The sequence below is a fragment of the Flintibacter sp. genome (genome assembly GCF_046973065.1).
The window spans coordinates 1-18,111 of the sequence record NZ_JBKVXZ010000037.1 but is presented as its reverse complement, the minus strand read 5'-3'; the positions used below and the strand labels follow the sequence as shown (position 1 = coordinate 18,111).

22 protein-coding genes, 1 tRNA gene and 1 other RNA gene are annotated in these 18,111 nt (G+C 57.5%); 5 read left to right on the top strand and 19 right to left on the bottom strand.

From position 1 onward, the window contains the following. Positions 1–14: 14 nt before the first annotated feature. The 6 genes from yunB to murD form a co-directional block, all read right to left on the bottom strand. Positions 15–614, bottom strand: coding sequence for a sporulation protein YunB (gene yunB / locus ACLTXB_RS12795; protein WP_428227265.1), 600 nt, complete (start codon positions 612–614; stop codon positions 15–17). Positions 615–739: 125 nt separating this feature from the next. Next, positions 740–1,993, bottom strand: a complete 1,254-nt coding sequence (locus tag ACLTXB_RS12790; protein ID WP_110440511.1) for an aminotransferase class I/II-fold pyridoxal phosphate-dependent enzyme — start codon at positions 1,991–1,993, stop codon at positions 740–742. 26 nt (positions 1,994–2,019) lie between these two features. Then, on the bottom strand, positions 2,020–3,024 hold the full coding sequence (locus ACLTXB_RS12785) for a M42 family metallopeptidase (protein ID WP_428227264.1): 1,005 nt from the start codon (positions 3,022–3,024) through the stop codon (positions 2,020–2,022). Between the two features lie 12 nt (positions 3,025–3,036). After that, a complete protein-coding gene (locus ACLTXB_RS12780; protein WP_428227263.1) occupies positions 3,037–4,059 on the bottom strand; it encodes a M42 family metallopeptidase in 1,023 nt (340 codons plus the stop codon). Next, entirely contained in the window at positions 4,056–5,087 is a 1,032-nt protein-coding gene (locus tag ACLTXB_RS12775) for a M42 family peptidase (RefSeq protein WP_428227262.1), read from the bottom strand. The genes ACLTXB_RS12780 and ACLTXB_RS12775 overlap by 4 nt, the downstream gene beginning before the upstream one ends. Before the next feature lie 26 nt (positions 5,088–5,113). After that, the gene (gene murD / locus ACLTXB_RS12770; RefSeq protein WP_110440515.1) at positions 5,114–6,496 is read right to left on the bottom strand and encodes a UDP-N-acetylmuramoyl-L-alanine--D-glutamate ligase; all 1,383 of its coding nucleotides are present in this window, start codon (positions 6,494–6,496) and stop codon (positions 5,114–5,116) included. Positions 6,497–6,695: 199 nt separating this feature from the next. Here murD and rnpB point away from each other — a divergent pair. After that, positions 6,696–7,047, top strand: an RNA gene (rnpB, locus tag ACLTXB_RS12765) — RNase P RNA component class A. 39 nt (positions 7,048–7,086) lie between these two features. Here rnpB and ACLTXB_RS12760 read toward each other — a convergent pair. Further along, complete coding sequence (locus ACLTXB_RS12760; protein WP_428227261.1) at positions 7,087–7,479, bottom strand: DUF6291 domain-containing protein; 393 nt, start codon at positions 7,477–7,479, stop codon at positions 7,087–7,089. 274 nt (positions 7,480–7,753) lie between these two features. On the opposite strand from ACLTXB_RS12760, the gene ACLTXB_RS12755 reads away from it, so the two are divergent. Next, positions 7,754–8,497: a PepSY domain-containing protein gene (locus tag ACLTXB_RS12755; RefSeq protein WP_428227260.1), complete on the top strand. Its 744-nt coding sequence runs from the start codon at positions 7,754–7,756 to the stop codon at positions 8,495–8,497. A 142-nt stretch (positions 8,498–8,639) separates the two neighbouring features. Here the strand turns inward: ACLTXB_RS12755 and ACLTXB_RS12750 are convergent, their stop codons facing one another. The 5 genes from ACLTXB_RS12750 to ACLTXB_RS12730 all read right to left on the bottom strand — a co-directional run bounded on the left by ACLTXB_RS12750 (position 8,640) and on the right by ACLTXB_RS12730 (position 13,650). After that, entirely contained in the window at positions 8,640–9,365 is a 726-nt protein-coding gene (locus tag ACLTXB_RS12750) for a YebC/PmpR family DNA-binding transcriptional regulator (protein ID WP_008980812.1), read from the bottom strand. Between the two features lie 93 nt (positions 9,366–9,458). Further along, a complete protein-coding gene (locus ACLTXB_RS12745; protein WP_428227259.1) occupies positions 9,459–10,124 on the bottom strand; it encodes a TIGR03936 family radical SAM-associated protein in 666 nt (221 codons plus the stop codon). Continuing rightward, on the bottom strand, positions 10,117–11,961 hold the full coding sequence (locus tag ACLTXB_RS12740) for a TIGR03960 family B12-binding radical SAM protein (RefSeq protein ID WP_428227258.1): 1,845 nt from the start codon (positions 11,959–11,961) through the stop codon (positions 10,117–10,119). The genes ACLTXB_RS12745 and ACLTXB_RS12740 overlap by 8 nt, the downstream gene beginning before the upstream one ends. Before the next feature lie 36 nt (positions 11,962–11,997). Further along, entirely contained in the window at positions 11,998–12,600 is a 603-nt protein-coding gene (locus ACLTXB_RS12735; RefSeq protein ID WP_428227257.1) for a site-2 protease family protein, read from the bottom strand. Beyond that, complete coding sequence (locus tag ACLTXB_RS12730) at positions 12,601–13,650, bottom strand: M23 family metallopeptidase (RefSeq protein ID WP_428227256.1); 1,050 nt, start codon at positions 13,648–13,650, stop codon at positions 12,601–12,603. A gap of 129 nt (positions 13,651–13,779) precedes the next feature. Here ACLTXB_RS12730 and ACLTXB_RS12725 point away from each other — a divergent pair. Continuing rightward, positions 13,780–13,855, top strand: a tRNA-Pro gene (locus ACLTXB_RS12725). Positions 13,856–14,184: 329 nt separating this feature from the next. Here the strand turns inward: ACLTXB_RS12725 and ACLTXB_RS12720 are convergent. The 7 genes from ACLTXB_RS12720 to ACLTXB_RS12690 all read right to left on the bottom strand — a co-directional run bounded on the left by ACLTXB_RS12720 (position 14,185) and on the right by ACLTXB_RS12690 (position 17,034). Further along, on the bottom strand, positions 14,185–14,637 hold the full coding sequence (locus tag ACLTXB_RS12720; RefSeq protein WP_428227255.1) for a hypothetical protein: 453 nt from the start codon (positions 14,635–14,637) through the stop codon (positions 14,185–14,187). A gap of 24 nt (positions 14,638–14,661) precedes the next feature. After that, the gene (locus tag ACLTXB_RS12715; RefSeq protein WP_428227254.1) at positions 14,662–15,108 is read right to left on the bottom strand and encodes a hypothetical protein; all 447 of its coding nucleotides are present in this window, start codon (positions 15,106–15,108) and stop codon (positions 14,662–14,664) included. An 88-nt stretch (positions 15,109–15,196) separates the two neighbouring features. Then, on the bottom strand, positions 15,197–15,541 hold the full coding sequence (locus tag ACLTXB_RS12710) for a hypothetical protein (protein ID WP_428227253.1): 345 nt from the start codon (positions 15,539–15,541) through the stop codon (positions 15,197–15,199). A 16-nt stretch (positions 15,542–15,557) separates the two neighbouring features. Further along, positions 15,558–16,151 carry a hypothetical protein gene (locus ACLTXB_RS12705; RefSeq protein WP_428227252.1) on the bottom strand — a complete coding sequence of 198 codons (594 nt, stop codon included), beginning with the start codon at positions 16,149–16,151 and terminating at the stop codon, positions 15,558–15,560. A 36-nt stretch (positions 16,152–16,187) separates the two neighbouring features. Beyond that, positions 16,188–16,595: a hypothetical protein gene (locus tag ACLTXB_RS12700; RefSeq protein WP_428227251.1), complete on the bottom strand. Its 408-nt coding sequence runs from the start codon at positions 16,593–16,595 to the stop codon at positions 16,188–16,190. Then, positions 16,592–16,762, bottom strand: a complete 171-nt coding sequence (locus ACLTXB_RS12695) for a hypothetical protein (protein WP_428227250.1) — start codon at positions 16,760–16,762, stop codon at positions 16,592–16,594. Before ACLTXB_RS12695 ends, ACLTXB_RS12700 begins: the two co-directional genes overlap by 4 nt. An 11-nt stretch (positions 16,763–16,773) precedes the next feature. Beyond that, complete coding sequence (locus ACLTXB_RS12690; RefSeq protein ID WP_110440557.1) at positions 16,774–17,034, bottom strand: hypothetical protein; 261 nt, start codon at positions 17,032–17,034, stop codon at positions 16,774–16,776. Positions 17,035–17,300: 266 nt separating this feature from the next. Here ACLTXB_RS12690 and ACLTXB_RS12685 point away from each other — a divergent pair, with 266 nt between their 5' ends. Further along, entirely contained in the window at positions 17,301–17,702 is a 402-nt protein-coding gene (locus ACLTXB_RS12685) for a LysR family transcriptional regulator (protein ID WP_428227249.1), read from the top strand. Beyond that, positions 17,674–17,976 carry a hypothetical protein gene (locus tag ACLTXB_RS12680; RefSeq protein ID WP_428227248.1) on the top strand — a complete coding sequence of 101 codons (303 nt, stop codon included), beginning with the start codon at positions 17,674–17,676 and terminating at the stop codon, positions 17,974–17,976. Before ACLTXB_RS12685 ends, ACLTXB_RS12680 begins: the two co-directional genes overlap by 29 nt. Positions 17,977–18,111: the final 135 nt, after the last annotated feature.

Sequence of the window (18,111 nt, the reverse complement as noted above, 5' to 3'; positions counted from 1 at the left end):
GTTCCTCCCTTTCTTCATTGCCCGGCATCCAGATAGGTCTGGGGCACCTGGCCCACAATCACCGTCTCGGCCACGCACAGCTCGGTCTCGCTCACCGTCTCCACCGCCCCGCCGGGCAGCATCAGGGTCAGAGGTACGGTCAGCTTCAGGCAGATGCGGTGGAGGGTCTGGTTAACCCCGGCGGAGGTGAACTCACTGAAAAACTCCCCGTCCACCGTGCCCACCGTCATGGCGTGGACCTTTAAGGTGGGGCCTAAGCCCCAAAGAATATCCAGATCCACCAGACTGCCCAGAGGCACCTGGATCTGGGACACGTCTACCCCCTCCAGGGCCTCCAGCACATCGGCCACCAGCTGAGCCCGCAGGAGATTCAGGGCAGCCATGTCGGTGGTCAGGGCGGTGATGGCGCCGCTGCTGTCCCGCTGGATGGTGACAAAGTCATCATAGCTCACCCCGCGCTGGGCCAGGTCCTCCACCACCGTCTCCTCGGCCACGGCGGTGATGGCATTCTGGGCCTGAGCCTGGGCGGCCAGTACCACCATGGGGCGCAGACGGGCCTCCAGGACGGCGGTACATACCAATACCACAACCGCGGCGACTCCCAAGGTAATCATCCAGGGGGCAAGCTGTTTTCCTTGTCGTCTATTATGCCGCAAACGGTAGCGCACCATACAGCGGCGAATTTCCCGGCGCATCCCAACACCCCCCTCAGGGCAGGGTATGCGCCGGGAAGCTTGGCTTATTCGTGTTCGCCCAGCAGCTCCTCCACCGCCAGCAGCACGCCCAGCCGGCCGGACTCAAAGGTCAGGCCGCCCTGGAGATAGACGGTGTAGGGCTCCCGCATGGGGGCATCAGCGGACAGCTCGATGGACGCGCCCTGAATGAAAGCGCCCGCCGCCATGATGACGGGGCAGTCGTAGCCCGGCATGTCCCAGGGCTCAGGGGTGACGTAGGAGTCCACCGGGGCACCGAACTGGATGCCCTTGCAGAACTTCTTCAGGGCCTCCGGCTCCCGCATGTGAATCATCTGAATGATGTCGTGGCGCACTTGGCTGGAGTGGGGCTCGGTCTCATAGCCCAGCAGCTCCATCACCCGGGCGGCGAACACGGCGGTCTTCACCGCCTGGGCCACCGTGTGGGGAGCCAGGAACAGGCCCTGGTACAGCAGCCGGTTGTTGCCCAGGGTGGAGCCGCACTCAGCACCGATGCCGGGCACGGTGAGGCGCATAGCTGCCCCCTCCACCAGGTCCTTGCGCCCGGCGATATAGCCGCCGGTGGGGGCTAGGCCGCCGCCGGGATTCTTAATGAGGGAGCCTACTACCAGGTCGGCCCCTACATGGGTGGGCTCCAGGGTCTCCACAAACTCGCCGTAGCAGTTGTCCACCAGGATGGCGGCGTTGGGGTTGGCGGCCTTGATGACCTTACACATCTCCCCGATCTCCGCTACCGACAGAGAAGCACGAGTGGCGTAGCCCTTGGAGCGCTGGATCAGTACCGCCTTGACCCGGGGGTCGGCGGCCGCTTTGGCCATGCCCTCCAGGTCAGGTTTGTTGTCAAGCAGTTCTACTTGCCGATACTCGACGCCGTAGTCTTTCAGAGAGCCGTGGCCCTTGTCCACCACTCCGATGACCCCGAGCATGGTATCGTAGGGCGCGCCCACAGCGGACACCAGCACATCCCCCGCCTTCAGGCAGCCGTACAAGGCGCTGGCGATAGCGTGGGTGCCGTTGACAAACTGGATGCGCACCAGAGCGGCCTCGGTGCCGAAAATCTGGGCATAGATCTCGTCCAGCTTGTCCCGGCCCAGGTCGTCGTAGCCGTAGCCGGTGGTTCCGGCAAAGTAGGCATCGGCCACCCGGTGGTCCTGGAACGCCTCCAGCACCCGCTGGGTGTTCTCTTGGGCGATGGCGTCAATGCGGGCAAACTGCTCCCGCAGCTCGGCCTGGGCCTGCTCGCCCAGCTGACGCACTTGCTTGCTAATGTGTAAAGCCATTTTCCTTCTCAGTCCTTATTCTTTCTTTATTTGATCGGTTCCAGCTTCCGGCACACAAAGGCCAGCAGCAGGTCGGCGCAGTGTTTGGCGTCGTTTAAGTCGGCCATCTCCACGGGGGTGTGGATGTATCGGCAGGGGATGCTCACCCCTCCGGTGAGCACGCCCAGGCGGGTGGTGTGGATGGCGCCCGCATCGGTGCCCCCGGCCCGCATAATGTCCTTCTGGACGGGAATGTTTGCGGTCTTGGCAGCCTCCTCCAGAGCGGAGATCACAGCGGGGTGACAGATGACGGAGGAATCCATCACCTTGATGGCCGCACCCTTGCCCAGCTGGACGGTGCCGCAGCGCTCGCTGCCTGGGGTGTCGTCCACGTCGGTGACGTCCACCGCCAGGGCGTAGTCCGGGTCGATGGCCCAGGCCGCCGTCTTGGCTCCCCGCAGGCCCACCTCCTCCTGAACGGAGAAGACCAAGTACAGGTCGTTGGGGCAGTCCTCCAACCGGGCCAGCACGTCCAGGAGGACAGCGCAGGCAATGCGGTTGTCGAGGTAAGGGGAAATTACTTTATCCCCATTGCGAATGGCAGGCGTGTCGTATACCGCTGTATCCCCTACCTGAACCAGCTTCTTGGCGGCATCCTGATCGTTCGCGCCAATATCCACATAGCAGGAGTCCAGCTTGAGCCCCTTGGGCTCCGCCTTCTCCTCCTTCGCGAACACTCCCCGCACGCCGTTTTTAAAGCGCACCGGGGTGTACAGAGCCTCGCTGGCGGCGATGCCGCCCACCCGGCCCAGACGGAGGAACCCTTCCTTCTCGATGTGGGTGACAATGAAGCCAATGGAGTCCATGTGGGCACACAGCATCACCCGAGGGCCGGAGCCCTTCTTGTGGACGATGAGGTTGCCCAGGGTGTCGGTGGTCACCTCGTCGGCGTAAGGGGCGGCCAGACGGGTGATAGTCTCCCGCACCTCCCCCTCGTCCCCGGATGGGCCGTGGGCGGCGTTGAGGGTCTGGATATATTCAAACAGTTCCATGCAGAAAACCTCCTATTTCGTGGCCTGATCGGCCAGAAACAGCCGGGTCAGCTTCAGCATATTTTCAAAGTCGGCAAAACTGCCCACGCTGGCCGGGGCGTGGAGGTAGCGAACGGCGGCAGACACAGCCGCCACCCGCACGCCGGCCTTGGTACGCTGGATGGTGCGGGCGTCGTTGCCTCCGGCCAGGTACTCCTTGGTCTGCCAGGGGATGCCGTTGTCCTCCGCCAGGCGGCGCAGATCCTCAAAGAGTCCCCGGTCGTAGATGGTGCCTCCATCCATGTAGGAGATCACCGGTCCCTTACCCGGAGCGCACACCTTCCGGTGCTCCTCCACGGCGGGGCTATCAGCGGCGGTGGTGGTCTCCAGGACCAAAGCCACCTCCGGGGTTACAGAAAAGGCGGCGGCGAAGGCACCACGGGTGCCCACCTCCTCTTGGGCGGTGAAGGCGAAGGTCACGTCCAGGGGCAGCTCCTCCTGAAGGAGTTTCAGCATCACGGCGCAGCCAACCCGGTCGTCAATGGCCTTGGCCTTGAAGAAATCGCTGCCAAGGGGTTCTCCTTCACAGACGAAGGAGCCGTAGGCGCCGGGCTCCGCCATCTCCTCGGCCTCCTCCCGGCTGGAGGCACCGATATCGATATACAAAGCCTCGGTCTTGGGCACCTTCTTCATGTCCTCCCGGGAGAGCATGTGGATGGCCTTCATGCCGATGACGCCGGGAATTTTCTTGGGACCCAGCACTACCGGCTTGCCCAGAGCCACCCGGCGGTCCACGCCGCCCACGAAGTCAAACTTCAAAAAGCCATCCTCGGTAGCCCGGGTAATAATGAGGCCCACCTCGTCCATATGGGCGGCCAAAAGCAGGCGGTTGCCCGTGGACTTTTTGCCCTTTTTAAAGACAATGAGGTTGCCCAGGGCATCGGTGCGGATGGAGTCGGCGTAGGGCTCGGCCTGGGCGCGGATGAAGTCCCGCACGGCCCCCTCGTCTCCGGACACGCCGTTGAGGGCGCACAGCTCGTTCAGAAGATCTCTCACAGGGCTCCCTCCTTTCCCACCCGGCGGATAAACTGGGCAAGGAGCCGGGCGGTGTCCTCCATGTCGCCCTGGTGGGCGGTCTCAATGGGGGTGTGCATGTAGCGAAGGGGCAGAGAAAGCACCCCGGTGGCAATGCCCTCCCGGCTCACCTGGAGAGGCCAGCCGTTGGTGCCGCTGGAGCCCGACATGACCTCCAGCTGGACATTCAGGTCCATCTCCTTGGCGCACCGGCGCATGAGATCGGAGATCCACTTGGTGCAGTTGGGTCCCAGGCCGATGACCGGCCCCTTTCCCAGAGGGAAGGTCTTGTCCTTGGAGGCGTCAGGGCTGTCTCCGTGGGTCACGTCCACCGCCACGCACAGGTCGGGCCGGAGTCCGTAGGCGGCGGTGATGGCGCCGGTACTGTGGGTCTCCTCCTGGGTGGAGCCCAGGACCACGAGGTCCACATCCAGCTCCTCTCCCTCCAGTAGCTCCAAGGCCCGCAGCAGCAGCACAAAGCAGGCCCGGTCGTCCAGGGCCTTGCCGCTTAAAAGGTCCTTACCCAGGGCAAGACACCCCGTCCGGTAAACGGCCGGGGTGCCGATGGGAATGGCCTTGGCCTCCTCTTCCGTAAGGCCCAGGTCCAGATACAGTTCCGAGATAGGTTGGGATTTGTCCATGTCCTCCCGGCTCTGGATGTGTGGGGGCAGACAGGCCACCACACCAAGCCGGGGCGGATTTGTCAGGACGGTGAGCTCCCGGTTGGGGAGCATCCGGGGGTCAACGCCCCCTAGAGGGGCAAAGCGGAGATAGCCCTCCTCTTGCCCGGTGATGATAAACCCGATCTCGTCCAGGTGGGCGTCCAGCAGGACCTTTTTTGCCCCCGGCTTGCCGCAGGGCCGCAAACCCACCACATTACCCATGCGGTCCAGATAGGCCTCCCCCACCAGGGGGCTCAGCATATCCAGCGCCACACGAGCCACCGCCCCCTCAAACCCACTGGGGCCGGGGGCGGCGGAGAGACGGTTGATAGCGGAAAGATAGTTCAACGCAGTTTGCCTCCTTGGCAGCTTCCTTACAGTTCCTGGACCAGCTTTTTGAATACCTGGCCGCGCTCCATAAAGTTCTTGAAGTGGTCAAAGGCAGCGCAGGCGGGAGAGAGCACCACCACGTCGCCCGGCTTTGCCGCCTGGCGGGCGGCGGCCACAGCGGCAGCCAGGTCCTCGGTCTCGGCCAGGATCATGCCGCTCTCGGCGTAGCCGGGAGCCTGCTCCACCGCCTGGCGGATGGCTCCGGCGGTGTTGCCGGTGAGGAACAGGGCCTTCACGTGGCCCACGATTTCCACGCCAAGCTGAGTAAAGGGCACACCCTTGTCGTAGCCGCCGGCAATCAGGATGATCTTCTGGTTGAAGGACTCCAGGCAGGCGGTGGTGCGGCTGGGGCTGGTGCCGATGGAGTCGTTGTAGTACTTCACGCCGTCCAGCTCCCGCACCAGCTCGATGCGGTGCTCCACGCCGTGGAAGCGGCGGGCCACAGCCCGCACGCACTTGTCAGGTACCAGACCGTCCACCGCGGCAATGGCGGCCATGTAGTTTTCAATGTTGTGTACGCCGGGCAGCTGGATATCGCTGAGAGGCAGCACTTCCCGGCTGCCCATCTCGTTGGTCAGCCAGATGGCGTTGTCCCGGAGATAAACGCCCTCCTCCAGGCGCTCCTTACGGCTGAACCAGGTCACCGGGCACACCGCCTCGGCGGCCATGGAACGGGTAACCTCGTTGTCATAGTTGAGGATGAGCCGGTCGCCCTCCCCCTGGTGCAGGAAGATGTTCTTCTTGGCGTTGGTGTACTCCTCCATGGTGTGGTGGTAGTCCAGGTGGTTGGGGGCCAGGTTGGTGATGACAGCGATGTTGGGGCTCTGCTCCATGGTCATCAGCTGGAAGGAGGACAGCTCCAGCACGGCGAAGTCCTCCGGGTCCATGTCGGCCACGTCAGGCAGCAGAGGCTTGCCGATGTTGCCGCCTACATAGACGGTCTTGCCCGCCTCCTTCAAAAATTCCGAGATGATGGTGGTGGTAGTCGTCTTGCCGTCGCTGCCGGTCACGGCCACCAGGTGGCTGGGGCAGGTCTGGAAGAAGACCTCCATCTCCGAGCTCAGGGCGGCTCCGTTCTCCACGGCCTGGGCCAGCTCCGGGGTGTTGGGGCTGAGGCCCGGGGTGCGGAAGATAAGCTCCCCGCCCAGGTCCTTCAGATAGTCCGGGCCAAGCACCAGCGTGGCTCCCAGGCTCTCCAGCTCCTGGGCCAGGTCGGCAACCTTCTCACGGTTTGCCTTGTCACGCACGGTGACCTTCACGCCCGCGCGCAGCAGCATTTTGATCAGGGGCACATTGCTGATGCCCATACCGATCACCGTTACCGACCGGCCGCTGAGTTCCTCTAAATATTCCGTAATGGTGGACATATGCGTCCTCCTCCCATCGAAGTGATTTCAGATTCTTTGGATGCCTGGTCTCTAGCCAAGCATACCTAAAAATATATTATCACACCCCTGGAAAAATTTCAATCAGGAAGGGGGCGCTGGAACTGCTTTGTCCTCATTTTTCCCCCGAAAGACGGAATTTTATTTGACAGAATGGTTTTTTTCCTGTATCATAGCTTGGCAAGCAAGCTGGACAGCCGCGCGGGCGGGGCGAAAGGCCCGTCTGTGAGGAAAGTCCGGGCTCCACAGGGCAAGGATAACGGATAACATCCGCCGGGGGCGACCCTAGGAAAAGTGCAACAGAGATATACCGCTGGCGGCTTGCCGCCAGTAAGGGTGGAAAGGCGAGGTAAGAGCTCACCCGATGGCTGGGAACAGTCCATCGCTGTAAACTCTATCCGGAGCAACGCCGTGGAGGGACAATAGGTTGGCCCGACCGTCCCGGGGAGGCGGCTGGAGCGCGTCGGCAACGGCGCGTCGAGATAGATGGCTGTCTTAAAAGACAGAACCCGGCTTACAGGCTTACTTGTACCAAAAACAGGCATGCGCAGATGCGCATGCCTGTTTTTTGCTTATTGGATGCCTTTGGATAATTCCAGCACCCGGCGCAGGCGCTCCCGTTCCGCCTGTTCCTGAAGTGTCTGAGCAGAAGAAGCCGCAGACGAAGACGGCCTCTCCCCTTCCCGGGTCCTACGGCGCTCCTCCCCGGCTCTCTGCCGTTGGAGCCAGCGCTGGGTGTCACGGTCTACCCCTGTGGCCATGAACTGAAAGGCCGTCTTGGTTTGAGGGCTGAGGGGTGGGTAGCGAGTCAACAGGTCTTCTGGCGGGAGACCCTCTCCCCGGCTCAGCCGCTCGGCATACTCCATCAGAGCGGTGATCAGCCATCCGCGTTGGTCCGGCGGCAGAGCAATGATCATAGGATAGTTATCAAAATAGAGTACAAATCCCCGTTTTGGGTTTGCCATTTTTACGCCTCCTCTCGCTATGTAGAAAAAATCCGCCTTTTGGTGTACGTTTCTGTGCGAATAGAGGCTCCGTTATGTAAATAGTAAAGAGTTATATAAAAAGTAAAAGGTCATTGTTATGTCAGGTAAGGTAATGCGATCTGCCCCCTGAGGGCGGGGCGGACAGAGAAAAAATTTTTTCAGAAATTTTTCAGCTTGTGCAATAAAATCCTCTCCTGGTGCATTTCATAGTCAGAAGCGCAAAACAACACACAAAGAAAGAGAGGAATTTACTATGAAGAAATCTTATATCGCCGCCGCTCTGGCTCTCACCAGCTGCCTGGTCCTGGGGACCGCCGCCGCCAGCCAGTCCAAGACTGTGACCGCCACCTTCCGCCCCGACATGACCCTGAAGGTCAACGGTACCACCTACACCGTCCGGGACACCACCGGAGTCCGGGTCTCCCCCCTGGTCTACAACGGAACCACCTACCTGCCTCTGGCCTCCCTGAGCCAGCTGCTGGGAGCGGAGGTCTCCTGGGACCAGAACACCCAGACCATCCTCATCCACGACGACGATTCCGCCTCCGACTACATCGGCGAGGCCAAGGCCAAGGAGATCGCCCTGAGCCACGCCGGGCTGTCCGCCAACAAGGCCACCTTCCTGGAGCTGAAGCTGGACCGGGAGGATGGCCGGGTGGTCTATGAGGTGGAGTTCTACTCCGGCAACAAGGAGTACGACTACGAGATCGACGCCGCCACCGGCTCCATCGTGGGCTATGACTACGACATCGAGAACTACACCATCCCCTCCTCCGGCAACACGGGCACCAGCTCCGGCAACTACATTTCCCGGGAGAAGGCCCAGCAGCTAGCCCAGGCCAAGGCGCCTAATGCCACTTTGATCAAGCTGGAGTTCGACTTTGACGATGGCCGGGCCGTGTATGAGGGCGAGCTGCGGGAAGGCCGCACCGAGTACGACTTTGAAATTGACGCTGCCACCGGCAACTTCATTAAGTGGGAGCAGGACTGGGACTGAGTGTCTATCAAGCGGCAAAGAGAGACAGATAACGAAACAGGGACCCGCCGGTTGGCGGGTCCCTATGTTTTACCTTACGAAGCAGAGGCGAAACGAAGTTTCGCACAAAGTTCTTTGCCAAGCTTTCTTTCAAGAAAGCGGGTTACTGCTCCCAGTTGTGGTACACGTTCTGGACGTCGTCGTTGTCCTCCAGAGCGTCGATGAGCTTCTCCATGTTCTTGATGTCAGCCTCGTCGGTGAGCTTGACATAGTTCTGAGGCACCATCTGCACGGAAGCCTCCAGGAAGGTGTAGCCCTTGGCCTCCAGAGCCTCGGAGACGGCGGGGAAAGCGTCGGGATCGGTGTAGATCTCAAAGACCTCGTCGTCGGCCTGCATATCGTCGGCACCGGCCTCCAGAGCGTCCATCATGACGGTGTCCTCGTCCAGGTCCTCGCTGTCCAGGACGATGACGCCCTTGCGGTCAAAGCTCCAGGACACGCAGCCGGTGGCGCCCAGGCCCTTGCCGTACTTGTCCAGCAGGTGACGCACTTCGGGGGCGGTGCGCTGACGGTTATCGGTCAGAGCGTCCACGATAACGGCCACGCCGTTGGGGCCGTAGCCCTCGTACACCACGCTCTCGAAGTTGTCGGTGTTGCCCGCGCCCAGAGCCTTGTCGATGGTGCGCTTGATGTTGTCGTTGGGCATGTTGGCAGCCTTGGCCTTGGCGATAACGGCGGCCAGGCGGGAGTTGTTGGCGGGATCGCCGCTGCCGCCGGTCTTGACGGCCACGATCATCTCACGGGCGATCTTGGTAAAAATCTGAGAGCGCTTGGCGTCGGCCGCGCCCTTGGTCTTTTGAATATTGTGCCACTTGGAATGTCCGGACATAGTATCGTTCCCTTCTCTTTTTTCGGTTCAAATAGCGGAGGTATTATACCACTCCCCCGGGCGTTTGACAACCCCGTGGGGAGAAAGAAGCCATCATCTAAACGGTTTTCCGTCGATATCCAGTACCTCACGGCGGTGGAAGGTGACAAAATCGGGGGCGTACTCGGGGTAGGCCTGACAGAAGGCCGCCCGGATGAGCTCCGGGTTGAGTCCCGGATTCTGGGCGCACAGTACCGCGTCCAGGGTGAGGGTGTCACTCTGGCACTCCAGATTGAAGCCCTTGATGAGGGGGATGAGATCCACCTCAGTGTAGCCCTTTTTGGACTTGTTGGACTTCTTCTGCATCACCAGGCTCTCCCGGCTCAGCAACTCCCGCATGGCGGGTTCCGAGGCCTGAGGACGGCCCTCGGAGTACTCAAAGTTGATAATGTAGTTCACATAGGCCAGCTCTTTGAGCTTACGCTCGGCGGGGTAGCACTGGTGAATGATGATGCCCTCAGGCATGGCCGCAGTGAGCCGGGCGGGAACCTCCTCGGCGGTGGCTCCCCCCACCAGACCGAACTCCAGAATCTCACACTGGCTGGAGTAGCCCAACGACAGGGGCAGGGCGATGGACACGAAGGGGTGTTTATGGAAGCCCTGGGTGTGCTTGATTTCAATGCCAGCCCGGGTGAAGGCCCGCTGGAAGGTGCGCATCAGGTCCAGGTGGGAGATATACTTGGCCCGGCCAGTCTTGGAAAAGAGCAGACGGTCAGCCATTGCACACCCCTCCTTTCAGCAGGCGGTTGGCTCCACAGCCGGAACAGCGGGTGCGGCAGTCCGGGGTGGTCTGGGACTGGTAGCACAGCTCCCGCTCATGCCACAGGAAGGCGGGGGTGACCATGGGGTCGATGCGGCACCAGGGGAATACCTCGTCCCGGGGCCGCTCCCGGTGGGCGTAGAAGTCGCCGTCCAGGCCGCAGGCGGACAGGGCGTCCATCCAGCGATGGAAGTCAAAATACTCGCTCCAGGAGTCGAACTTGGCCCCGTTCTGCCAGGCGTGCTCCAGCACGTCGGCCAGGCGGCGGTCGCCCCGGGAGAAGATGGCCTCCAGATAGCTGGTCTGGGGGTCATGCCAGTTGTAGGTGATGGAACGGTCCCGCTTCAGAGCGTCCCGCAGCAGGTTCACCCGCCGCTGGTACTCCTCCACCGGGATCTGGGCGTCCCACTGGAAGGCAGTGTGGGGCTTGGGGACAAACCAGGAGGTGGACACGGTGATGCGCACCCCGCGGGCGCGGTTGGGAGTGCACTCCCGCCAGCACTGGTACACCTTCCGGGCCAGATCAGCGATGCCCAGCACGTCCTCGTCGGTCTCGGTGGGCAGGCCCAGCATGAAGTAGAGCTTTACGCCGCTCCAGCCGCCGGAGAAGGCGGTGCGGCAGGACTGCAGCAGGTCCTCCTCCCGCAGATTCTTGTTGATGGCGTCGCGCAGACGCTGTGTGCCCGCCTCCGGGGCAAAGGTCAGACCGCCCTTGCGCACCCGCTGCAGGCGCTCCATGAGGTTCATAGAGAAGGTGTCCGCCCGCAGAGAGGGCAGGGACACGCCGATGTCCTTAGGCGCGCAGTAGTCCAGCAGATCGTCACACAGCTCCAGCAGGCAGGGGTAGTCGGTGGAGCTGAGGCTGGACAGGGTCATCTCCTGATAGCCGGAATCCTGACAAGCCGCCTTGCCGTACTCAGCCAGCAGCTGAGGATTGCGGTTTCGCACCGGGCGGTACACATAGCCTGCCTGGCAGAACCGGCAGCCACGGATGCAGCCACGGAACAGCTCCAGCATGACGCGGTCGTGGACGATCTCGGTGGAGGGGATGATGGTCTTCACCGGGAAGTAGGACTTGTCCATGTCCTGGACCACCCGCTTGCGCACCTGCTCCGGCGCGCCGGAGCCATCCTTGATGCGCATTTCCTCCAGGGTGCCATCAGGACGGTAGACGGGCTCATAGAAGGACGGGACGTAGATGCCCTCGATCTGGGCGGCCTCCCGCAAAAACTCCTCCTTGCTCCAGCACTCCTCCTTGGCCTGGCGATACAGGGCGATGTACTCCAGGGTGACCTCCTCCCCTTCACCCAGGACAAACAGGTCCACGAAGGGGGCCAGAGGCTCCGGGTTATAGCAGCAGGTACCGCCCGCCACGATGAGAGGCGTGAGTTCCGGCCGCTGCTCGCTGCGCAGAGGCAGCCCCGCCAGGTCCAGCATGTTCAGGACATTGGTGTAGGCCATCTCATAGCCCAGCGAGAAGCCGATGATATCAAAGTCAGAAATAGGGTCGCCGCTCTCCAGGGCGTAGAGCAGCAACCCCTCCCGGCGCATTTCCTCCTCCATATCTCCCCAGGGGGCGTAGCAACGCTCGCACCACAGCCCCTCCTGCTCGTTCATCAGGCCGTATAAAATACGGCAGCCCAGGTTGGACATGCCGATTTCATAGGTGTCCGGGAAGCAAAGGGCAAAGCGGGTGTCTACCGTGCGTTTGTCTTTTACCACGGCGTTATATTCTCCGCCCGTGTAGCGGGCAGGTTTTTGTACTTTGGGCAAAATATGCTCCAGCGTGCGATTCATGTCGTTCCCCCAGTTCTATCTTGAGACGCGGTAGAACTATTTTACTCGTTTCCCCCCTATCTGGCAACCCCTTTTTCCTTCCTTTTCACGCCAAATGGAAGAAAATAGCCATCCTGCGGTAAAAAGCAGGGTGATGCTGCCCCCATTCCAGGCCAAAATGACCCCTCCGGCTACCAGTACACCTACCAAAAATCCGTCCAGAAGGCCGGCTGTCCGCTCCGCTGCCTCCGGTCCGGCCAGGGCGCACAGGGTGCAGTGGAGCGCCCTCCCCCCGTCCAGGCCGCTCACCGGTAGCAGGTTAAAGAGGGCCAGCACCAAGTTGATGCCCGCAAACAGAGCGCCGCCGGGCAGGAAATGCCCCAGCCAGGCCAGAGCTAGGCTCACCCCCGGCCCGGCCAGGGCGCACAGGGCTTCCCTGGGGTAGGACAGAGGACGGCCCAGCTCCATCTCTGCTCCCGCAATTCCCAGCCGCATGCGCCTCACCTTACCGCCCACGGCCTGGATGGCCAGCCAATGTCCCCCCTCATGCAGGGCGCAGGAGACAACGGCCTGGGGGATCAGCCCCTGGGTATCGGTATAGTTGAGCCAGGCCAGCAGCAAAAGAAAGCCGCCGCTGACCTCTACCCTGCCCAGACGCACTCAGTCGGTAAGGAAGGTGACGTAGTAGGCCGGGTCCACGTGCACCCCGTTGCATTTGATCTCCAGATGCAGGTGAGGGCCGGTAGATACCCCGGTAGAGCCAACCAGGGCCACCGTCTCCCCTGCCGCCACAGTCTGGCCCTGGGAGACACACAGATTGCTGCAGTGGGCATAGAAGCTCTTGACTCCGTTGCCGTGGTCGATCTGCAGATACAGCCCGTGGTCGTCATTCTCGCCGATGTACTCTACCGTCCCGGCGGCAAAGGCACCGATGGGGTCCCCCATCTGTCCGCCGATGTCCACTCCGTTGTGGAATTTATACTCCCCGTCCACCGGGTGGTCCCGGTAGCCGTACACCGAGTTGAGGTGGCCCAGAATTGGGTTGACGGTCTCCAGCGCTCCCAGGGACAGTTTATCCATAGTGTAATTGTTGGGCAGTGCCGGGCCTTCGTAGTTTGCCGACAGCAGCACCGTGCCTACCGCCGGCACGGTCTCCTCCGGCTGGGCCGCCGCTGCCTCGGGCTGAGTTTGGGCCTGAGGCTCTGGTGCTGTCTCCGGGGTTTCCGACACAGTCTCTCCCCCGCTCAGCCAGTCCTGAGGCATATCCTCCAGGCGCAGGTAGTGGGCGGCCAGGTCGGCGGAGGAGGCCCCGGCATTGAGAAAGGCCTGCTCCTGCTGAGTCTGGCTTTGACCCTCCAAATCGTCACCGGCCCCGGAAGGTTGGATGCCAAAGACCTCCACGCAGAAGTCCTCCAGCTCCCCCAGCACCGAGTCCTGGGTTCCCAGGGACTCCCCCAACTTAGAAAAAGCGGCGCGGAAGTCGGTGTCTGCCGTCAGCGCCGACACCAGCTTGTTTTGAATCTGGGCCAGCTGCTGCGGGAAGGCTCCCTTCCCCACAAACACCGCCAGAAACAGCACCAGGCACACACACAGCTGTACCAGGCGCACCCGCTCCTTGGGCGAGAGCCCGCTTTGATTGCCTCGGTTCCGCCTGGCGGCGGAACGGCCGCTTGTCCGGTATGCGCGGTAGGATGCGCTGGTATGCTCCATCCCCACTCCCCCTTTTGATGTTTTTGATAAAATAGGATATTCCATGGAGAATTCCATTATTCCTCTTGACATCGTCAGGGAAGAAATTTATAATGTATAAGCTATAGTCGTGAAAATGACAATCAGCATCCGGGTGTAGCGCAGTTGGTAGCGCGCATGGTTCGGGTCCATGAGGCCGTGGGTTCAAATCCCACCACTCGGACCAAAAAACCGCCATTTTCGTACGAAAATGGCGGTTTTTCTTGCTTTTTGTTGTGAAAATTTAGCCCGAAAAATTTGCGTTTATATCTGACCACAGAAATACCACAGACGGTTTCCTGGTTTGACCACAGGAGGGGTGCCGCTTTTTAGAAGGGGTGGCCGTCCTTTTGTTTTATGCGGCGCAAGTCCTGGGGCCCATCTCGTATAATACTCCTCCTGGTCTCCAAAAATTAGGAGACTAGGGGGTGGATGTTCTGTAAAATAAAAATGAAGTCGTCATATCTACGGATCTGAGCAGAATAGAAGTTTCTTGAACGTACCTGTGTCCACGCTCTAAAATCCTGTGATTTCCCTTGGAAGTGTCATTTCATCGACCATATCTTCGGGTGGAAATTCCCAGCCTTCGGTGATTATAGGTAGTGCATCCGTTATAACCTCAAATAATGCTTGGCCTCCAACAATAGCAAAATGGATAAGCTGTGAAAATGGATATATGTCTTGCGATTCTTTTGCATAAGCAGAATTTTCCACAACAAAGAAAGTCCAATCCGATGCCAAGAACCCTCTGGTTTTATCTTCAATCTTATCTAAAGTGCAAAGTGCTGCAAGTTCAAGCCGATTTCGATAGGCATATACCATACCTGGAAACTGGACACATATTTTCTTCGTATAGTCATTGCTTATGTGAAATAGTTGAAGCCCATCCTCGTCATCAACGACCTTACATATAAAGTATTTATTTTCTAAATCATGGTGTGGTATCCATGCTTTCCAGTTGTTCTCCATTATCCCCCCCTGCTTTTCCGTCAATTAAATTATTTCCAAACAGTAAAACCACGGCCGATTTTTATCCTTATTGTCCCAGTTCTCCGCTTGGACGATCTCTTTTATGTCCTCTGCGGTCAATTCGTCAATAGGAACGGTTCGTTTACAGATATGGGGCCTATCATCAAATTCCCAATAGCCCGAGAGCCAGACATTCCAAATTTCTACGCTGTCAGATTGCATCAGAGCTGTTCTGATATAAGCAATCATTTGCTCGGCCCGTCCATTTGTGAATTGAGGAAGTTCAAGATAAACTCCGTATTTCTTCTCGCAGTATAGATCCACCTCGTCAAAGGGTAGCAGGAAATAATTATCATCCGCTCCCCCATCAAAGATGGTGCCGGCGTCCAAATCAATATGTAGGGGATAATCTTGTGGTGGTGTGACTTCGGGCAAGGGAGTATCGGCTGCTATAAAAATACACTGACTCATGGTGAACATCCTTTTACTCATGAATATCGAAACGCTTTTAGCATTCTGCGTCTAATCTCGAAAATCTATTACAGATGACTAATCAATATCATTTACGCAGCAGGTCATCAATGCAGTTACCGTTAAGGTCAAAAATTGCGGTATAAATTGCCACATAATTACCCTCATTATCATTGATGTCCATACTGAAAGCAATGCAGAGCAGGGGCGTGTCATACATATAGTTTTTCTCAAATGCGGCAATTTTCCGCTTAAACTGATAGGTTTCTGCCACAGTCCGATAATCTGCCCACATTTCTCTCTGAAAATCTTCCGGATCATCATCGTACCAATTTTTCAGGTACTCCATCATGAACTGTGTGGTTTTCTCAAATATCTCATACTTTGCAAGGTAATCATCAAACAACATCCCGTTCAGCAACATCTCACTCATGGCACACGATCCTCCTTTACACAAGAAATAATCCCTGAGCTGCCACAAGTTTCCGCAGGAGTTCTATTGCTGTCTGGTTTTCTTCCGTAATTTTCTTCAGCGTGACAATATTATATACCTCACCGGTCTCAATATGAAACACCATATCAAGTGTTGGGAACAAAAATCTCATGGTCCCAAAGGTCTTTTGAAACACCAGGTCAGACAGCTCATCCATGTCGTGGATAGATTCCATGGGGAATTCCAGGTAATATCCTTCTTCATTGGGTGTTTGCTCTTTGAAATCTTCTATATCTGGTAAGCCTACGCCAGTAACCAGAACAGTCTCCAGCGGATAGTAGCATGAAAAATGGAGAACGATATCCAACCACTTACGAAGCAGACGAGCCATATTAGCCTCTTTATAATAATGCTTTTCCAGTAAGGCAATCCCATCATTCTGTCCGAATTCAAGGTCGCCGGGGACTACATCAATCATATACGCTTTTGCATTGTTTTCCATCGCCTCAGAAATAAGATATTCCATCTGTGCATCATACGCTCGCATGGAAAAGCCTTTGAATCCCATTTGTTCAAACAGTTGCTGCATTTCATCATAACTCAAAGCCATTGCCTGATCTCCTCGCTTATGTATTTTATATTGTTCTTATTCTGAAGAAAAGACACGTGCAAAGCCCTCTGTCCAGTGACATTGACCAATGAGGCAGGTATCCAGGCTCCACTCTTGCTTGTTCATACTCCGCCTTGCTTCTTCCAGAGCCTGTTGGGCGTTCTGCTTATCCGTATAGCAGGTGCTGCTCCAAATACCTGTCTCGTTCCCATTTTCATCCTCGTCCCAGCCCCAGATCATATGGACTTTCTGAGGTTGGCCGACTGTACCAACCACCAACTTTTCTGTGATCTCATAGGTGCAGGGGTAATCCCGGAATCCTGGGAGAGCAGATAAGTAATGTTCCGCCACTTGCCTGGCCTTTTCGCTGGATTCAAACACTCCGATAAAAAACCCTTCAAGCCCCTCATTGAATATCATTAAGCTGTATAGAAGATTTGTCATATGCGTCTTCCATCCGTTCTTATCTGGTATCCTGCCTCCCTGTCTACCTCAGCAAGATACCGGGCCACCTCCGGATAGGCCGCCTTGCCCCTGGCACAGTAGTTTCGGCAGTCGGTGCAGCGGCAGATGTTTTCTGGGCCAAGCTGATGGTAATAGGCTTTTTTCATGTCCGATCGCATTACGGCTTCCTCCCGCCCTTTCTCACGATGGCACTTAGAAAGTGCAGATAAGAGGCAAGCGCAATCATTCCCATGATCAGGAAGATACCTCGCTTGAAAAGGCTTTGGCCCTCTATCACAAAAACCAGAAGAAACAAACCGGTAATCGCGATAAGAAACACCAGTGATACAAGAACGATGCACAGGATTCGGACAGGCCTGGAAACACGTTCTGACTGCGCTGCATCCATACATTCCTGAAATAAAACGTCAAGCCACATTGAGGCCGCCTCCCGATCTGCAGTGCCAATGCCGGCACCCTGTTTTTTGGGGGTTCTTTGATGTTAAAATGATAGCGCAGAGATAAAAACAGCCTATAAATATTAAAATAAATTTCTTTCATTTTTGGGTGTCTGACTTCTTGTTTTCCAAGGTACAGCTTTTAAAATAAAACCACAGGTATTTTCACCACGATTACACATCTCTTTTGAAAACTAGTGCGGATATGCTATACTGATAAAGGTATGTTTCAGCGGGAGGTGGGTCCTTGTTACGACAGATTCAATGTTTTCAAGCCGTTGTGCGCAATAACAGCTTTTCAGAAGCTGCAGAAGAGTGCCACATTTCCCAGTCTGCCATTTCTCAGCAGAGCAAGGCATTGGAGCAAGAGTTGGGCTTTTCCCTGCTGGAACGACATAATCGGAAATTTGTGTTGACTCCTGCAGGGGAACACTTTTATAAAAAGAGCCTGGTATTAGTCTCAGATTATGAGCAGATGTGCAGCGAGGCCGCTAAGATTGCCCGTGGAGATGAAGCGATTCTAAAAATTGGATACCTGCGCAGCCATAGCAGCCCGAAATCCTATGACGGAGCTTTCTTCTGTTACCGTACAGGAATTGAAAAACCTTCCCTGTATTCTGGTGGCCTCCAAAGAACAACAGACCACTGAGCAGGAGTTTTACCAAACCATCATCGGGATTCCAAGTGAGATCCTCTTTGCTGAGAATCTGGAGGAGGCACGCCTGATGGTCATCAGCGGACAGGGGTTTTTCCCTGTGGAAGGCAGAACCCCCGCTATGACCTTCGGCACTTCCATCCGCCGTGTTCCTCTTTGTCGCGGAGAGGAACCGATTGTCCGCAACTATTGTCTGTTCTGGAAGAAGGATAACTTCGGATATTATGTGGAGGAATTTGCGGATGTTTTGAAAAGTAAATTTAAATAGTTACCTGTTTTCTTTCCGGCTGCCCTCGCAAAGCGAGGGCAGCTTTTTCATATAAGTTTAACTTATCGAAAGCAGTTGAAAGGTCATGTAGAATAAGTTTCGCAAAAACAAAAAGCGACATGGTTTGCAGATCTC